The organism is Fluoribacter gormanii (genome assembly GCF_900156395.1).
Lineage (GTDB): Bacteria > Pseudomonadota > Gammaproteobacteria > Legionellales > Legionellaceae > Legionella > Legionella gormanii.
On sequence record NZ_FTNL01000010.1, the window covers coordinates 1 to 18,045 of the forward strand.

Genomic DNA, 18,045 nt, shown 5'->3' on the forward strand with positions numbered 1-18,045 from the left:
AGTTTCCCCAAGTTGTCCCCCACTTCAAGGCATATTCCTACGCGTTACTCACCCGTTCGCCACTCGCCATCTCTCTAGCAAGCTAGAAAATGCTGCCGTTCGACTTGCATGTGTTAAGCATGCCGCCAGCGTTCAATCTGAGCCAGGATCAAACTCTTCAGTTCAATTCCTGTGCTAGTTTAAAACCAGCTTCTTTACTTATTTATTTCTTCTTAGCACTCAAAGGTTCTTCAAAGTGCCCACACAGTTTGTCTTCTCTCTTCTTAATGAACTTGCCCCGAAGGCGTGCTGCGTATTCTACTGATTTCACCATCAGTGTCAAACACTTTTTGCATTTTTTTTAAAAAAAGTGATGTTTGTTATAGTCCCCTTGGAGAGAGGATTATATATTAATGAATAGATTATTATGTATTTAATAATCACGAGAATGCATAACTTTACTTATCCGAAACGGTGTATTTTATTTTCTTCACATTTCTAAAGCCCCCCTTCTGTATACTATTTGACAATAATTTTAATTGGATCAGTATGTCTTCATTTACCGATAGATACACATGTTTAAGTTTTTTTTCAATTTTGGTAGCTCAGGGAGAGATATTATTGTTCAGCAAACCACTAGCGCATTAAGAAATAAGACGAATTATACTAACGTGAATACGTAGGAGGCATTCAATCAGTTGCCGTCAATATAAAAGAAATAAATCTGAACTGAAATCCTAGAAATTCTCTAGATCATATTATGAAACAAGAGTTCAGAGCCTTAAATATCAAGCCCAACATAATCCAAATGGCGCATTAGTACTAGACCAGCTTAAATATCAAAAAATGCATAATCTGATTTAATAGGATTGTCTTGGTACTCTTTAATAATAGGAATGCTTAATTCCTAAAATTTGTGAGTTATTATGACTCCAGGTATCGCTTGCACTAGAATTATTAACAAATTATTTTTTACCAAGTCTGGCTATCCCTTCATTTTTTTGTTACTCTTCGCCATTCAACTATGGTAGCTCTATTGGTCCCTTCGCGGCGATAGATCGTGAACCCCGTCAGGCCCGGAAGGGAGCAGCGGTAGCGATTGATTCGAGCGCCGGAGTGTGGCTCTTAGAGCTGCCGCCCAACTCGTGAAAACATGTATGAGCTATCTGGCACTTGCCCGTAAATGGCGACCACGCACATTTTCCCAACTGGTTGGCCAAGACCACATAAATAAGGCATTGATCAATGCGCTGAATCAACAGCGACTACACCATGCCTATCTTTTTACCGGCACTCGCGGTGTAGGAAAGACGAGTATCGCTCGCATTTTAGCTAAATCATTGAATTGTGAGAAAGGGATTAGCTCAGAACCCTGTTTGCAGTGCACTATCTGTAATGCAATAGAACAAGGCCGATTCATCGATTTAATCGAAATTGATGGTGCATCTAAAACTCGGGTTGAAGATACTCGTGATGTCTTAGATAACGTGCAATATGCACCCGCTATTGGTCGTTTTAAAATCTATTTGATTGATGAAGTGCATATGCTCTCGCAGCATAGTTTTAATGCGCTGCTCAAAACCCTGGAAGAACCGCCAGAACATGTTAAATTTATTTTAGCTACAACAGATCCACAAAAACTTCCTGTCACCGTGTTATCTCGTTGCTTACAATTTAATCTGAAACATTTGGCGACAGAGTTGATCAGCCAGCATTTGCAAATGATTCTTAAAGAAGAACAACTCGGTTTTGAAATTGAGGCTGTTGATATATTGGCTCAAGCTGCTCGAGGCAGCATGCGCGATGCCTTAAGCCTTTTAGATCAAGCCATTACTAGCTGTGATACCCAATTACGCGCAAATGATGTCAAAATGATCCTGGGTTATACCCAACAAGATTATGCCTTGCAATTAATATATGCCTTGGCAGAACAGAATGCCGCTGCTGTATTAAAAATTAGCCAAAGCATTTCAATTGAAGGCGGCCATTTTCAATATGTATTGGATGAACTACTTAACTATCTTCATCAAATAGCTGTATATCAGGCCATTGGAGATAATAATCCTCTAATTAGTCTTCCATCACAAATAAAGCCCCTAGCGCAACACATTTCTCCCGAAGACACGCAGCTGTTTTATCAAATTGGCCTTAAGGGACGTGAGGAAATTCATCTTGCCCCTACCTTAGTCATCGGCTTTAATATGACCGTCTTGCGGATGCTAACGTTTAGACCTGCACCTAAAGAGGCCCTCCCTCTTTTAGCATCCTATAAAACGCTGTTACCCTCTGAGCAGCAACAATCAGTTCTTTCACTACAAGAGATTCCTGAGCAAGCTCCAGAAATGCAAGCTCAAGTGTTATCGAATACAACAGTAAATTTGGATGATGAAAGACAAGAAGAACAACCGCAGGTTATCAATCAGGAGGCAAGTGACTGGGCAAGCATTATCCCTCATCTCAAACTCACTGGTTTAGCGCTCAATGCAGCAGAAAATGCTGAATTACTCGCCAAAGATGGACGAGAGGTTACTTTACGTGTGGCCAAAGGACATCAATCTCTATTTACGCCAACGATACTCTCGCGCATTGAAACAGCCCTGAGTCAATATTACCAAAATCAGGTGAAAATTACGTTAAACAGCGATGAATCAGTTCAATGTTCTCCAGCGCAGCAAAAAGAGCAGGCAACACAACAGAAACAACTGAAAGCAGAAGCTGCATTAAAAAATGATCCTATGTTCCAACAGATTCAGCAAGAATTTTCAGCAGAATTGGTCAAAAATTCTATTGTACCGCTGAAAGATGACTTATAATATATCGAATTTAAATCTAAACATATGAGGCCTTAATAATGGATATGAATCAAAATCTTGGCAACCTGATGAAAGAAGCGCAAAAAATGCAACAACGTATGCAAGAAGCACAACAACAATTAAGTCAATTAGTTGTTACAGGTGAAGCTGGTGGTGGCATGGTAGTTATTAAAATGAATGGCCGACATGATGCCACTGAAGTTAAAATTAAACCTACTATGATGGAAGAAGATGTAGAAATGTTGGAAGATTTGGTTGCTGCAGCGATTAATGATGCCGTACGAAAAATTGAAAAAGCATCTAAGGAAAAGATCAGCCAATTAACCGCAGGTCTAAATATCCCAACTGATTTAATGGGCGGCGATAAGGAATAATCCTAACGATGGATATGTTAAACCGTTTGGTAGAAGCGCTCCGCTGTCTACCAGGCGTAGGTCCAAAATCAGCACAACGTATGGTGTTTCACTTGCTTCAACATCAAAGACAGAGAGGATTACACCTTGCATCATGTCTTGAGCACGCAATGAATAATATTCACCATTGTGAACGTTGTGCTAACTATACAGAACAAAGAATTTGTACCCTTTGTCAAAATCCAAATAGGGACTCTTCCTTGCTTTGTGTTGTGGAAAGCCCAGCTGATGTATCTGCCATAGAACAAAGCAATGCTTTTCAAGGTAAGTATTTTGTTCTCATGGGAAAAATATCTCCGCTTGATGGCTTAGGCCCAGAGGACATAGGGTTACCTCGACTTAAAAATCTCATCATTCAAGAAGAAATCAAAGAAGTGATATTAGCGTTAAGTCCTAGCGTAGAAGGGCAAACTACCATTCATTTTATCCATCAACTTTTGCGTGATTTATCAATTAACATTACTCAATTAGCGCATGGAATTCCCTCTGGAGGAGAATTAGAGTTTTTGGATGGCAATACTATAGGGAACGCCCTTCGCAATAGAGCAATAATTCATGTTTAAAACAATGTACCGCAATAAATACATTCTCATATTAATGCTTCTCATCTCAGGATTAGCAAACGCCTCTTTTTACAAAAGTTTATGGCCCAAATGGGAAGTAAATAACCCATTATCAAAAGAAGTTATCTCGCATCAACTGTGGCAAAATTTTCTTAATCGCCGCATAGTCACCAATGAAGAAAATATCAACCTAGTTGATTATGCTCATATGACACAGATAGATTTAAACTTGCTTAAAGACTATTTAAAAAGCATGGCAGAAATCGATATTAATAATTACAATCGTAATGAGCAATTAGCATATTGGATTAATGTATACAACGCTTTCACGGTACAGGTTATAGCCAATTATTATCCTGTTACAACGATTCAAGAAATTAATATTTCCCCCGGACTATTCAGCATAGGCCCATGGGGTGCGAACCTGATTACTATTAAAGATACTCCTTTAACTTTAGACGACATAAATAATCGCATTATTAGAGCGATTTGGAATGATCCCCGCTCTCACTATGCCATAAGCAACGGCACTATTGGCGCACCCAATCTTAGTAGAAAAGTCTACCAGGGAAAACTTCTTGAAGAACAATTGAACCTAGCAGCTACAAATTACATTAACTCTCTTAGAGGAGTAAGCGTCATTGAGGGAAAACTGATCATCTCTAAATTATACGATTGGTTTGAAGAAGATTTTGGCGGAACCAAGCAGGATATCATTTTTCATTTATTGCAATTTGCAAAAGAGCCATTGCAAAGCCAACTTAAGCACATAAATACCATCGACAGTTACATCTATAATTGGCATATAAATAGCCCTTCAACTGATCACGAATAAATGTATAATAAAAAATTGTTTGAACACCTTCACACCGTGAATAACAATAGTATACTCGCCCTATTTATCATAAAGGGTTATGAATAATGAATCGTGGTGGATTTTCATGGAAAAGACTTGTTGGGCTCTCTGCTCTAAAAGCCAAAATTTCGCGAAAAATTGGCATTCCACTGACGCAATCGGGAAGAGAAAGAAAACTCGGAGCTTTAATCATTAAGCATTTACGCTCCCTCTTCCAGGAAGGAAAAAAGAAGGAGCGTTAGTTACTCAATTAGTCTTCAATAGACTGGAATAACTGTTCAATAACATCGTTCTGGATTGTGTTAATTCGCTTATAAATTGTAATCACTCTAAACACTGCATCGCGATTGCTCTGGCCGATTTCCAGGTTTGAGTCCGCTAAATCAAACCTATAAGGTTCAGTGAGTAAATGTCTATTTCCTAATTCGATACACAAAGCATCTATAACACAGCATAAGGCATCAAAAACCTCAACTAAGGCCGCTTTTTCTTCATTATTAAGTGAAGGCAACCAATCAACAGTGTCTCTATGGGTAATGTTAAAGAAAGTATTGAGTAAAGACTGAGTATCAGTATTAGCAAAATAGCCATATAAATCCACACATTCGGATGTCGTAAGTTGGCTATACAATGACACCATTTTTTTTCGAAATAGAATTGAACTCTTTTCTTGTCCTTCTGGCCCTGACAACAAATTTTGTTTTAACACCATCACTGTATCAATTAAACGATTTGGGTTAAACCAAAATTTATAGGCACGTCTCAGATCTGATACGTAATCAACAGTCTCTGGTTTTGCGTGATTTGGATTAGAGTTGAGCTTTAATCGCTTAACAGCTGATTGAATCATTTGTCTAAACTCTTCATTTATCTCGATTCTAATACCTTGTGGCAACTCTTCATCATGCAAAAAGTAGTCGATATTTGATGCTAATCCATTTTGTAAAGCAATCTCGTACAATTTTTGTTGCATTAATTCGATAGAATAATGCAATACACTCAGACGCATCTGTACCGAAATTAACTTTTGGGGATGAATGACATCAACAAATAATTTATCCGGGTATATTTTATAGAAGAAAATTGCATTCACCAAATCAGCAAATTTAGGATCAGCAAAATAATTCATTGCGGCTTGCTGTTGTTCAACATTCCAGTCATAAAATACAGCTGCCAATCCAGTATGGGTCATCTCACTTTTATTCCAAAAATCAACAAATCCTTCCAACCATAAATTAAATTCTCGTTTGAAAAATAATTGTTGTAATTGTATTGAATCAAGTTGAACTCGATTAGAAACTGAAAATTCAGTATAGGGAACACATTGATATAAAGAGATAATTTCCAATAAAAGCGCTTTTTGCTCTTCAACATCCAGAGATAAAGCTAATTTCTGTTCTAAAAATTCGATCTGAATGAAATGTTCTGACCAAGATAATTTGCGTCCCAAGATTTTTGGAGTATTCGTTATTGCTTTTTGATCCAATAATTGCAAATAATTAAGGTATTTATTTGCTATAGAACTGCACAATGACCCGACCTCAGAACATGTCTCTAGCTCATTAGAATCTTCTATATACCTAAAAAGATCATTTTTCATCTTTTTAATCTCATGTTTGACCAAAGCCTTTACTCGATCATTATCTGTCACAAACCAACTTGAAAATTGATTCCTGTTTTGAGTCATCCTTTCTCCTCAAGCATCTCCCTGATATGACTTTACTGGCTGGTGAAATTTTAACATGCTTCTTTGTGCATCTAATAAGATTTTAAGAGACGCAGCATCCCAGTGATGCCATAGAAAATAGAGCAATAACTCTTAGAATAATATCGAAAATAATTGCAAGTCGATACTAATCTTGACAAAATTACGTCGAATACTGCTCAAATACAATGGGAATAAATTAATGCCAAAACCCAGTTATCTTTTATTCATCGATAACGATCCTGTGAGTGAGGATCTCAAGAAATACTTTGCACAATTTAACATAAGCATTGTACAGCAAAAGCAATTAGTTGCTCCCATTCAAAGTGGAGTAGGGAAACCTATTGCCATTTTAATTCATTGGTCTATTTTAAAAAATGATCTCCTCGCAATTCATCAATTTTATACAAACTATCCGGTACCTTTATTAATTGTAAACGACACCCCAGATGAAGATGCCTGTATTACTGTACTCGAGGCGGGAGCAGATGACTTTATTGTAAAACCATTATTACCAAGAGAGCTTCATGCACGAGTCAGCGCAATTAATCGACGTGTCTTGCGTGCACAACATCAATCTGATCAAGAAAAAGAAGTTCTAGTTTTCTCCAATTGGCGACTCTATCCTGCTTCCAGGCAAGTATTTCGTGATAATACCAATGAAGAATTACTATTAAGTGCAGGTGAATATGATTTATTACTTACTTTTGTACTACAACCTCAACGCATCCTGGATCGGGAGCTCCTGTTGCAAATCACCAAAAATAGTGATCTAAATCCTTTTGACCGAAGAATTGATGTGCAAATAAGCCGACTTCGCCAGAAAATTGAAGTTGATGCAAAAAAGCCGGCATTAATCAAAACCATTCGCAATGGCGGTTATATGTTTACCGCACAAGTAATCACTTTAAAAGAGAGTGATACAAAATAGCATTATTACTTACGCTTCTTGCTTATTTTGAACATCTTTACGCTCTTAATTGTATTGTCGCTGACTCTTAATATTTCCATCCGATAGTTTTCTATAGTTAAACATGACTCAGCTGGAGGAATATAGCCAAGATGTTCAACAATTAAGCCACTTAACGTTTTTGGGCCTATCATAGGCAATTGCCATCCCATTAACCGGTTTAGATGACGTAAAGTTAAACTAGCATCAACAATAACTGAACCATCGCTTTGCGGAGTTATATCTCGGCTTAGCGCAGCCACATCTGTAGTAAATTCGCCTACAATTTCTTCAAGTATATCTTCCATTGTGACTAAACCCTGAATATCTCCATATTCATCAACTACAAAAGAACTTCGTCGCTTCATTTTCCTAAAGTTTAAAATTTGAATATTAAGCGAAGTAGCCTCAGGAATATAATATGGCTCATCCGCTGCTTTTAGTAAACTTTTAAGATCCAACTCATTGTCAATAGCCAGATTTAACACATCACGTACATGGATCATTCCTACCAGATCATCAATTGAATTGCGGTATAAAGGCAAGCGGGTATGTTTTGCTGTTTCTAATTGATACAGAATTTCCGACCAAGGCTCTTCGATATCGATACCAACAATATCCGACTTGGGAATCATAATATCTTCTACCGTAGCTTGCTCCAAATCCAGAAGGCTAATCAACATACTTTTATGCTCAACTGGTAATAGCCCGCCTGCTTCATGTACCACTGAGCGTAACTCTTCGTTCGTCAAGAATTCTTTTTGTATTTTGTCAATTGAGATTCGAAATAAACGTAATACGCCGTTAGACATAGAGCTGCTGATGTATACCAAGGGGGCAAAAATCAATTGGAGTATTTGTAGTGGCAATGAAGTAGCAAATGCAACTTGTTGTGGATAAATTGCTGCAAATGTTTTGGGTATCATTTCAGCAAATACCAAAATCACCAGGGTTAAAATGATGGTTGCTATAGCAATACCCGCATCCCCATAAATGCGCTGACCAATCAACGTTGCTATGGTTGATGCAAGGATATTGGCCAGGGTATTACCGATTAAGACAACGCTCAATAGTCGATCAGGTCGAGAGAGTATTTGATTTACTCGCGTTGCTTGTTTATTCTCTTTTTTGACTAGATGTTTTAACTTATAGCGATTAATCGACATCATACCGATTTCAGTGGCAGCAAAAAAAGCAGCCAAGATAATTAAAAAAAACAGTATGAGAAACAATGTAGAAAGATGGTATGCCACCGAATTACCTCAAGGTTTTATAACACGAAATAAAGTATCATATGGTTTCAAAGAAAGCGAGATTCAATATTTGATTCAACCTTATTAGTATTGTGGGTAAAAGTGGGTCGGCTTCTCACCTTGGACTCGAAAACATTACACAGCAACGTACAATGGTGCAGTAATTTAATTCCATGCCACTTTAGACGACTTAGTACTAGACTAACAAATAAGTCAGCTGAGAATTAAGGGGAGGGCATTGCCATACGATTCTAAATTTGATTCTTATATCACTATATTAATTTTTTCTAGAGTAAATTTTACCCGTTGTTCAACAGATAGCCTCGGTACTTCAATTAAATCGTAGTTTTCATTAATAAGTGCTTCTTTGACTATGTCATATGCCAAAACAGCTTGTTTAAAAGTATGCACTCGTTCTTCATCGGTTGTATATATTTCTTGCCATGGAGGAAATATAAATACACGTTGATTATATCTATATTGCTTATTTGCACTCACAATATCTTTAATCAGGTTATCCCAAGCTGCTCCACTGGCGATTGACTGATAACCTAATAAATCAGGCAGTCCTCGGTCAAAAAAGACGGGAGAAACGAACTCGGAATATTCCAAAAAATCGTGCAAACATTGGTGCAGCATTAATTGACAAAATTTTAATCGATTACCAACTTGTATCGCATTGTTTCCCTGCTTTTTTTGCTCTTTTATAATTGTTCTTGCTGCTTCACTAACTACGGTGAATGAATTCATCTGTAAACGTTTTATAACAGAACTTTTGCCTACGCCTGGGCCACCTGTTATTAAATAAAAATTCGATTTTAACAATTTTTGCTCCATTTGATTCAGCTTAAAAGTTATTTCTATCTTCATTTAACAATTTAGGGCATCAATCCATAGCTAAGGTGAGCAGGCCAACACATGGAAAACTTCCGTTTTAATGTGGAGTAAACCAACACTAAAGTCGCACTATATTACGTTACGGGGTCTTGACTGTATGCCTTCGCCCAAACCCCACGAATTTTTCTTTCATCGGAAAAAAATAAACTTTAACTACTTTTGCTCTTTATTATATCGATCTACACTAGACTTAATCTCTTCAAAGGCGGCGTCTGGGCCAACCCATCCATCCAATTTAACCCATTTGCCTTCTTCCAGATCTTTATAATGGCTGAAAAAATGTTCCAAAGAGTTTAATAGATGCTGGGGCAGATCTTCATATGACTGAATCGATTCATAAATTTTCGTTAGCTTATTCGTAGGAACAGCTAAGATTTTAGCGTCTACACCTGACTCGTCAGTCATTTTTAACATCCCAACTGGTCGGCATGGAATAACCGATCCACCTACAAGAGGGACTGGAGTCACAACGAGAACATCAACTGGATCCCCGTCTTCTGATAAAGTGTGCGGAACATAACCATAATTGACTGGATAAAACATGGGAGTCGTTAAAAAGCGGTCAACGAATAATACTCCTGACTCTTTATTTACTTCATACTTTACAGGCTCACTATGCATAGGAATTTCAATAATTACATTAATTTCCTTTGGCAAATCACGACCACTGCTAATTCTCATTAAACTCATTTATTCTGCTCCCCTCTTAATAGAATAAAAATACAATTAAAACGATAAGACATAATATGCCCTTGACCGCTCGACAAACGCTATCACTTAGAGCGAAAGCTTGCTCTAACAGGAATAAGTACTCTCACCATTATGGGCTTACTTTAAATAACAATCTTGGTACGAATGCAAAATTGCAACATAAAGCGGCTATTATGCGAAAAAACACGTTAAAAGGCAAAGAGAAGCTGTCGCATTATAAGTAATGCAATGTATAATAGTCTTTTTAATCAAAATGAGATTGCTTATGAATTGCTTGTTTTGCAAAATTGCTCAAGGTGCAATTCCTGCATCAGTAGTTTTTGAAGACGATGAGATAATGGCTTTTCGTGATCTCAACCCGCAAGCTCCTAAACATCTGCTGATTATTCCGAAGCAACATATTGCGACGCTGAATGACGCCAGCGATGAACACCAGGCCCTGTTGGGAAAAATGATTTTAGGGGCAAAGAAAATTGCTCAAACTGAAGGAATAAGTGACGCAGGATATCGATTAGTTTTTAACATTAATCCCGACGGTGGCCAAACAGTATTTCACATTCATTTACATTTACTGGGCGGACGGCATATGACTTGGCCCCCAGGGTAGGAAAGAACAATGGAAAAACTATATAAAGAACTGCTAATACAATTAGGTGAAGACATAAGTCGCCAAGGGTTAATTGATACTCCTGCTCGTGCGGCCAATGCCATGCGTTATTTGACCAAAGGCTACAATGAGAGCCTCGATGATATAATTAATGGCGCACTTTTTGATTCAGACATGAATGAAATGGTTATAGTCAAGGATATTGAAATGTATTCCATGTGCGAACACCATTTACTTCCATTTCTTGGCAAATGTCATGTTGGATACATTCCTAATGGAAAAGTAATAGGTCTATCGAAAGTAGCCCGTATTGTTGATTACTTTGCGCGACGCTTACAAATTCAGGAACGGTTAACTTCAGAAATCGCGAACTGCTTAGAATCAATTACCGGTGCACGAGGTGTAGCTGTTGTCATTGAAGCCAAGCATCTGTGTATGATGATGCGCGGCGTCGAAAAGCAAAATTCGGTAATGACCACTTCAGTAATGCTTGGTGATATGCGAAATAGTTCAACAAGTCGAGCTGAATTCTTAACCTTGACTCAGAACAAGTAATTCTGCTTCGATCTCATTTTTTAGCATTATAACCTGGATGAAGAAAAGCATAACCCGGGAAGCTATATTAGACATACATTTGCTGCATTCAGGTTACAATTAAAATTATTCTTCCGCACCTATACATGCGGAAGAATAGGCAGTTCCTTATTCTTCTTCCCCTTCACGAACACCCTCATTTGCTGCTTCACTAGGCTCTTCTTCACGATGAGCTTCTTCGGTAGGACTAGCAGCTGCTACTTCTTCTGCTTGAGGTCTATCTTTCCACTCAAGCTTAACACGACCCTGCTTATCAATACCTGCAACAAATACAACAATATCTTGGCCTTCTTGCAGCACTGCTTCGACTTTTTGTGTTCGATCGCTGCAAATTTGAGAAATATGGAGCAATCCATCTTTGCCAGGTAAAAGATTGATAAAGGCACCAAAATCGACGATTTTACTTACTTTACCGTGATAAGTTTGCCCAACTTCTATTTCTGCAATTAATGCTTTAATTTGCTTTTGTGCTTCTTCTAAGGCATTCATATCAGGAGAAAATAATTGAACAACGCCTGTATCATCGATATCTATGGAAACACCTGTACTTTCAATTAGCCCTTTAATTGTTGCCCCACCTTTACCGATAATAGTTCGTATCTTGTCCTCTGCAACTTTCATAGTAGTGATACGTGGTGCATGCTGAGATAACTCATCTCGGTGCTCTGATAATGCATTATTCATTACGCCTAGGATATGTAAGCGACCAGCTAAAGCTTGGTCTAATGCTTGCTCCATAATTTCATTAGTAATACCATGGATTTTAATATCCATTTGTAATGCTGTGATTCCATTTTCAGTTCCTGCTACCTTGAAATCCATATCACCTAAATGATCTTCATCACCTAATATATCAGTTAATACTGCGTAACGATCACCCTCTTTAATCAAGCCCATTGCGACTCCAGCAACAGGTGCGGTTAAGGGAACACCTGCATCCATCAGCGCAAGACTAGTACCACATACTGTAGCCATCGAACTAGAGCCATTAGATTCAGTGATTTCAGAAACAACTCTTAAAACATAAGGAAATTCATTGGCCTCGGGCAAAACAGCCATTATTGCACGCTTAGCTAGGCGGCCATGTCCAATTTCTCTACGTTTTGGACTGCCAACCATACCTGTTTCGCCTACTGAATAAGGAGGGAAATTATAATGCAACATAAAACGGTCTTTTGATTCGCCAGTAATATTATCTAGGATTTGTGCATCACGCTCATTACCCAAAGTAGCAACAACAATAGCTTGGGTTTCGCCACGAGTAAACAAAACAGAACCATGTGTTCTTTCTAGTAGTTTTGTACGAATAGCAATTGGACGAACTGTTTTGTGATCGCGACCATCAATTCGTGGTTCACCATCAAGAATTCGATTACGTACAGTAGCTCGTTCTATTTCGACAAACATATTGCCAATTACATCAGCTTTTAACTCATCATTCTCCGCTTGCAGTGCTGATATTGTTTGCTCTTTTAATTCATTCAAACGTTGATATCGTTCTTGTTTGTCTTTTATCAGATAGGCTGCTTCGACTTCTTGTCTCACCATATCTGAAACTCGTTCTTGAAGTGAAGTATCTACTTCGGGAGCTGTCCAATCCCAACGAGCTTTTCCGCCTTGTGTAGCAAGCTCTTCTATTGCTTTGATCACATTTTTCATCATTTCATGGCCAAACATAATTGCGCCACGCATAATGTCTTCGCTTAATTCTTTAGCTTCTGACTCGACCATCAAAATGGCATCTTTAGTTCCTGCGACTACTAAATCAAGTTTGGATTGCTCCAGGTCTTTACGACTTGGATTTAATAAGTAAATACCATCCTTATAACCTACACGAGCAGCACCAATTGGTCCATTAAAAGGAACACCAGAAAGAGTTAATGCTGCCGAGGATGCGATCATTGCAACAATATCTGCAGAAACTTCTGGGTTTAGAGAAAGAACCGTAGCAATGACTTGCACTTCGTTGCTAAATCCTTCAGGAAATAAAGGACGAATAGGGCGATCAATGAGCCGTGAAGTTAGAGTTTCATTATCTGATGGTCTGCCTTCGCGTTTATTAAATCCACCAGGTATTTTGCCTACTGCGTAAAATTTTTCCTGGTAATTTACTGTTAATGGGAAAAACCCATTTTCTTCACCACCTTCTTTTTTACCAACTACTGTAGCTAATACTTGAGTGCCATTCATACTGGCCAATACCGCTCCATCCGCTTGTCGCGCAATTTCACCAGTTTCCAATATAAGCGTGTGGTCACCAAATGCTATTTCTTTTGTAAACTTAGCCACGTAATCTTCCTCATCAAGTAATTATAACGAAAAAAAGGCGCAGAAAATTGCGCCTTTATTTAAAGTATTTTTTTGTAATGTACATTCGTAAAGATATGTATTTGCTCAGCAATCAATAAGAATCTCTCAATTCCAGACTTTGGATCAATGTTTGATAGCGAGCTTCATCGTTACGCTTTAAATATTTCAACAGCTTACGACGCTTATTAACAAGTTCTTGTAGCCCACGTCGAGAATGGAAATCTTTTTTGTGTTCTTTAAAGTGCTCAGTTAAATATTTGATACGGCCAGTAATAATAGAAACCTGAACTTCAGGCGAACCAGTATCTTTATCAGAACGCTTGTATTCTTTAACAATTACTGCTTTATCTGCGCTGCTTAGCGACATTATACACTCCCGGAACTACTAAGTATTCATTTAAAGGCGAACATTCTACCAAGGCATGTCCAACGAAACAAGTACTGTAAATTATTTTTGTGCAAAAAATTTCATATTTAGCTGTAAACACTCTTTTAATATATATAAGATTAAAAAGAAAGTAATCGTTTCGCTTTGATATCACCCTGGATATTTCGTTCACCTATCCCAATAAAGTGTGCTGTCTCATCATAGAGACGAACACAATCTGCTCTTTCTACACCTATTTTATTTGTTACTACTCTACCTTGGCGAATCAGAACAAGTTCATCACTCAAAAGAGTTACTTTCTCCAAATGACTAACTGCTTTATCCATAGGAATTAAGCAAGCTTTTCGTTCTGAGATAGCCATTGCCTCTAGCTCATCTAGTGAGTACATAGGCATATTTTCTAAACCTGACGTATAAACTCGATGTAGTCGAGTTACATGAGCCCCAACACCTAAAGCATCGCCTATATCTTCAACCAAATTGCGAATGTAAGTTCCTTTACTGCAAGTTACGGTTAATGAAAATTGTTTACCGTCAAATGCATTAAGCTGCAAATTACTAATCAGGATTTCACGTGCCTTTCTCTCGATGTGAATACCCTCTCTAGCCAAACGATAAAGAGGAGTACCATTATGTTTTAGAGCGGAAAACATCGAAGGAACCTGCTTTATATAACCTGTATGTTGCATTAATACATCAAGCAAATTTGTCTCTGAAACTACAAATTCATCAATACGAGCGATTATTTCACCTGTTGCATCAGAAGTATTAGTTTTAATGCCTAATAAACCCGTTGTTTCGTAGCATTTGTCTGCTTCAAGCAAAAATTGACATACTTTGGTCGCTTCACCGAAACAAAGCGGCAACATACCCGTTGCGAGGGGATCTAAACTTCCAGTATGGCCAGCTTTCTTTGCGCCTAACAACCTTTTTGCCTTCTGCAACGCCGTGTTTGAGGTCATTCCTTCCGATTTATTCAGCAATAAAATTCCATCTAATGCTATAGGATTAATTGCATTCATCATCTTCGGGGGCTGGCGGATTCACTTTATCGATGAGACGACTTAAACGTTGTCCGTATTCTATAGATTCATCATATACGAAATGAAGCTGAGGAACCGTCCGCAAAGTAATACTTCGTGCCAAGGCACTACGCAAATAACTGGCAGCGGCATTTAAAATAGCCGCTGCTGTTTCTTTATCGTCATTAAGCACAGTAAAATATACTTTTGCATGCCCCAAATCAGCAGCAACTTTTACAGCAGATATGGTAACGAACCCTGTTAAGCGTGGATCTTTCACTTCCATAGGTATTATCTGCGCTAACTTTCGCTGAATCATCTCAGCGACTCGATCTGTACGTTTAAAATTATGACCCATCTTTATAAATCACGCTTAATTTCAACTGTTTCATATACTTCTATCAGGTCACCTGGTTTTACGTCATTGTAATTTTTGACACCAATACCACATTCGAACCCTTGACGAACTTCGATCACATCATCTTTGAATCTTCGCAGTGACTCTAAAGTTCCCTCATAGATAACCACATTGGCACGCAGTACACGAATAGGATTGTTACGTTTGATAACACCTTCGATAACCATACAACCTGCAATCGCACCAATTTTAGGTGATTTAAAGACATCTCGAACCTCAGCGGTACCAATAATTTCCTCTTTAAATTGAGGAGCAAGCATGCCAGTTAGTGCGCCTTTAATCTGATCAACAATATCGTAGATTACACTATAATAATGCAGCTGCACTGATTCATGCTCTGCCAATTTCTTAGCGCTGCTATCGGCTCTTACGTTAAAGCCCACCAAAATTGCACTAGACGCTATCGCCAAGTGAACATCTGATTCAGTAATTCCGCCAACACCACTTGAAATAACTTCAACTTTGACTTCATCAGTAGATAACTTCACTAAAGCATCTGAAATTGCTTCAAGAGAACCTTGAACATCAGCTTTAAGCACCACATTAAGTACCTTAGACTCTCCAGCAGCCATATTTTCCATGATGCCTTCAATCGTTGATTTCTGGCGTCTTGCAAGTTTTACATCTCGGAATTTACCTTGACGGAACAAAGCAACCTCTCTTGCTTTTTTCTCATCAGGAACAACAACAGCTTCATCTCCTGCATGAGGAATAGCTGATAAACCAAGCACTTCAACTGGAATCGATGGGCCTGCATAATCAACCATATCTCCATTATCACCAACAAGGGCGCGCACACGGCCGTACTGGAACCCAGCAAGCAAGATATCGCCTTTATGTAATGTTCCACTTTGTACTAATACAGTTGCTACAGGACCTCTTCCTTTATCCAAGCGTGACTCGATGACTACACCTTTTGCAGCGCCATCAGTTAATGCCGTCAGCTCTAAAACTTCAGATTGAAGTAGTATTGCATCAAGAAGATCATCAATACCCATACCGGATTTAGCAGAGATATTGATAAACATAGTATCACCACCCCAGGCTTCTGGAATGACTTCATGTGTCGTTAACTCATTCATGACACGTTCAGGATCTGCATCTGGCTTATCCATTTTATTAATTGCAACAATAATTGGCACTTTTGCAGCTTTAGCATGTTGAATTGCTTCTATAGTTTGTGGTTTAACACCATCATCTGCCGCAACGATCAACACAACAATATCGGTGACCTGGGCTCCACGAGCTCTCATTGCTGTAAACGCAGCGTGACCAGGGGTATCTAAGAATGTAATATCACCTTTAGGGGTGCTTACATGATATGCACCAATGTGTTGTGTAATACCACCTGCTTCACCAATAGCAACTTTGGTTCGACGAATGTAGTCAAGTAAAGAAGTCTTACCATGATCTACGTGTCCCATAATTGTAACTACAGGTGCTCTGGATTCAGTACGACTACCTTTAGTAATCGACTCCCCTAATCCAACCTCTATTGCATCTTCTTTGATAATTCGTGCCTTATGGCCCATTTCTTCCACAACGATAACTGCAGTTTCTTGATCAATAACCTGGTTAATCGTTGCCATCGCCCCAAGAGACATCATTATTTTAATCACTTCAGCAGCTTTTACAGACATTCTTTTTGCCAATTCAGCAACAGTAATTGTCTCGGGTATTAAAACCTCTTTTACTACAGGTGAAGTTGGTAATGCAAAGCCATGTTTTAGTGACTCTTCAGCTTCTTTAAGCTTATCGGATTTCTCTACACCTTTACGCTTTTTAAATTTACTGCGTCCGCCACGTCTATGACCTTCTTGATCGTCTTCATCACGATCAAAAGTTGCTTGTTGATATTTGGGTTTCTTCTTAACCTTTCTAAAGTCTGCTGCATCAGATTCAACTGTTGGCTCTATATGCTTCTTTTTAGCTTGTTTCTCCAATTTATGCTCTTCTGTTATGGAAATGTCTTCCACATTTTCAATCGCATTTGTACTTTCAAGAACTTCAGTTGAGAGGTTTTCCAGGATTTCTTCACTTTTTTCATCCTTAGGCGTTTCTTCAGCTATAGGCTCTTCTTTTATTGCTACAGTTGTTTCAGCGCCTTCGATAGGCTGCTCAACTGATTCAATAGATGTTTCAGATAATGGCGAATTTTCAGAAGTACTTTCAACGGGATGCTGTTCAGATATAGCCTGAATTTCTTCAGGAATAACAGGTTCTTCTGCTTCAGGAAGCTCGACTATTGGGGTGCGTTTTACAAAAACTTTTTTCTTGCGCACTTCAACGCTTACAGTTTTACCGCTATGAGCATCATGACCAACGGTGACTTGTGATAAGCTTTTCCGTCTTAAAGTAATTCGTTCAGGCGAAACATTCACATCACGCAGAGAAGTTCTCTTTAAATGATTGAGTAGGATTCGCTTTTGCTCTTCATTCACAGTCTGTTGGTCATCCGTAAAAGACAACCCTGCTTCCTGTAACTGGTTCAATAAGCGTTCAACCGGAATACCAACGACTTGAGCTAATTGTTTAACCGTCACATCCGCCATATTTTAATCCCCTTT

15 protein-coding genes, 1 rRNA gene, 1 other RNA gene and 2 pseudogenes are annotated in these 18,045 nt (G+C 38.4%); 8 read left to right on the top strand and 11 right to left on the bottom strand.

The genetic code is table 11. The annotated features are described in order from the left end of the window. A 16S ribosomal RNA gene (locus tag BW930_RS07515) occupies positions 1-164 on the bottom strand; the annotation flags it as partial. 849 nt (positions 165-1,013) lie between these two features. Between BW930_RS07515 and ffs the strand changes: the two genes are divergently transcribed. The 5 genes from ffs (at position 1,014) to BW930_RS07540 (ending at position 4,603) form a co-directional block, all read left to right on the top strand. Beyond that, an RNA gene (ffs, locus tag BW930_RS07520) (signal recognition particle sRNA small type) lies at positions 1,014-1,110 on the top strand. Between the two features lie 26 nt (positions 1,111-1,136). Beyond that, on the top strand, positions 1,137-2,792 hold the full coding sequence (gene dnaX / locus BW930_RS07525; protein WP_058467506.1) for a DNA polymerase III subunit gamma/tau: 1,656 nt from the start codon (positions 1,137-1,139) through the stop codon (positions 2,790-2,792). 38 nt (positions 2,793-2,830) lie between these two features. Further along, positions 2,831-3,166: a YbaB/EbfC family nucleoid-associated protein gene (locus tag BW930_RS07530; protein WP_028381768.1), complete on the top strand. Its 336-nt coding sequence runs from the start codon at positions 2,831-2,833 to the stop codon at positions 3,164-3,166. A gap of 8 nt (positions 3,167-3,174) precedes the next feature. Beyond that, positions 3,175-3,768, top strand: a complete 594-nt coding sequence (recR, locus tag BW930_RS07535; protein WP_058467404.1) for a recombination mediator RecR — start codon at positions 3,175-3,177, stop codon at positions 3,766-3,768. Then, positions 3,761-4,603 carry a DUF547 domain-containing protein gene (locus tag BW930_RS07540; protein ID WP_076547505.1) on the top strand — a complete coding sequence of 281 codons (843 nt, stop codon included), beginning with the start codon at positions 3,761-3,763 and terminating at the stop codon, positions 4,601-4,603. Before recR ends, BW930_RS07540 begins: the two co-directional genes overlap by 8 nt. A gap of 271 nt (positions 4,604-4,874) precedes the next feature. Here BW930_RS07540 and BW930_RS07545 read toward each other — a convergent pair whose 3' ends face one another. Beyond that, entirely contained in the window at positions 4,875-6,311 is a 1,437-nt protein-coding gene (locus tag BW930_RS07545) for a hypothetical protein (protein WP_058467406.1), read from the bottom strand. A 220-nt stretch (positions 6,312-6,531) separates the two neighbouring features. Between BW930_RS07545 and BW930_RS07550 the strand changes: the two genes are divergently transcribed. Continuing rightward, positions 6,532-7,260 (top strand): winged helix-turn-helix domain-containing protein, encoded by a 729-nt coding sequence (locus BW930_RS07550; RefSeq protein WP_058467407.1) that lies wholly within the window; start codon positions 6,532-6,534, stop codon positions 7,258-7,260. Positions 7,261-7,265: 5 nt separating this feature from the next. Here BW930_RS07550 and BW930_RS07555 read toward each other — a convergent pair whose 3' ends face one another. The 3 genes from BW930_RS07555 to ppa all read right to left on the bottom strand — a co-directional run bounded on the left by BW930_RS07555 (position 7,266) and on the right by ppa (position 10,118). Then, positions 7,266-8,531 carry an HlyC/CorC family transporter gene (locus BW930_RS07555; protein WP_058467408.1) on the bottom strand — a complete coding sequence of 422 codons (1,266 nt, stop codon included), beginning with the start codon at positions 8,529-8,531 and terminating at the stop codon, positions 7,266-7,268. Positions 8,532-8,795: 264 nt separating this feature from the next. Then, the gene (locus BW930_RS07560; RefSeq protein ID WP_162262997.1) at positions 8,796-9,356 is read right to left on the bottom strand and encodes an AAA family ATPase; all 561 of its coding nucleotides are present in this window, start codon (positions 9,354-9,356) and stop codon (positions 8,796-8,798) included. 225 nt (positions 9,357-9,581) lie between these two features. Continuing rightward, positions 9,582-10,118 carry an inorganic diphosphatase gene (gene ppa, locus BW930_RS07565; RefSeq protein WP_058467410.1) on the bottom strand — a complete coding sequence of 179 codons (537 nt, stop codon included), beginning with the start codon at positions 10,116-10,118 and terminating at the stop codon, positions 9,582-9,584. 286 nt (positions 10,119-10,404) lie between these two features. Between ppa and BW930_RS07570 the strand changes: the two genes are divergently transcribed. Both BW930_RS07570 and folE read left to right on the top strand, forming a co-directional pair. Continuing rightward, on the top strand, positions 10,405-10,746 hold the full coding sequence (locus BW930_RS07570) for a histidine triad nucleotide-binding protein (RefSeq protein WP_058467411.1): 342 nt from the start codon (positions 10,405-10,407) through the stop codon (positions 10,744-10,746). Between the two features lie 9 nt (positions 10,747-10,755). Further along, a complete protein-coding gene (gene folE / locus BW930_RS07575) occupies positions 10,756-11,301 on the top strand; it encodes a GTP cyclohydrolase I FolE (RefSeq protein ID WP_058467412.1) in 546 nt (181 codons plus the stop codon). A gap of 147 nt (positions 11,302-11,448) precedes the next feature. Here the strand turns inward: folE and pnp are convergent, their stop codons facing one another. The 6 genes and pseudogenes from pnp to BW930_RS17515 all read right to left on the bottom strand — a co-directional run. Beyond that, the gene (pnp, locus tag BW930_RS07580) at positions 11,449-13,629 is read right to left on the bottom strand and encodes a polyribonucleotide nucleotidyltransferase (protein ID WP_058467413.1); all 2,181 of its coding nucleotides are present in this window, start codon (positions 13,627-13,629) and stop codon (positions 11,449-11,451) included. Positions 13,630-13,741: 112 nt separating this feature from the next. Then, positions 13,742-14,017: a 30S ribosomal protein S15 gene (gene rpsO, locus BW930_RS07585; RefSeq protein WP_058467414.1), complete on the bottom strand. Its 276-nt coding sequence runs from the start codon at positions 14,015-14,017 to the stop codon at positions 13,742-13,744. A 140-nt stretch (positions 14,018-14,157) separates the two neighbouring features. Beyond that, the gene (truB, locus tag BW930_RS07590; RefSeq protein ID WP_058467415.1) at positions 14,158-15,060 is read right to left on the bottom strand and encodes a tRNA pseudouridine(55) synthase TruB; all 903 of its coding nucleotides are present in this window, start codon (positions 15,058-15,060) and stop codon (positions 14,158-14,160) included. After that, on the bottom strand, positions 15,047-15,418 hold the full coding sequence (rbfA, locus tag BW930_RS07595; protein ID WP_058467416.1) for a 30S ribosome-binding factor RbfA: 372 nt from the start codon (positions 15,416-15,418) through the stop codon (positions 15,047-15,049). Before rbfA ends, truB begins: the two co-directional genes overlap by 14 nt. A 2-nt stretch (positions 15,419-15,420) precedes the next feature. Beyond that, positions 15,421-17,442 (bottom strand): annotated as a pseudogene (gene infB / locus BW930_RS07600) (translation initiation factor IF-2); the annotation flags it as partial. A 227-nt stretch (positions 17,443-17,669) separates the two neighbouring features. Then, positions 17,670-18,030: pseudogene (locus BW930_RS17515) on the bottom strand (translation initiation factor IF-2 associated domain-containing protein); the annotation flags it as partial. Positions 18,031-18,045: the final 15 nt, after the last annotated feature.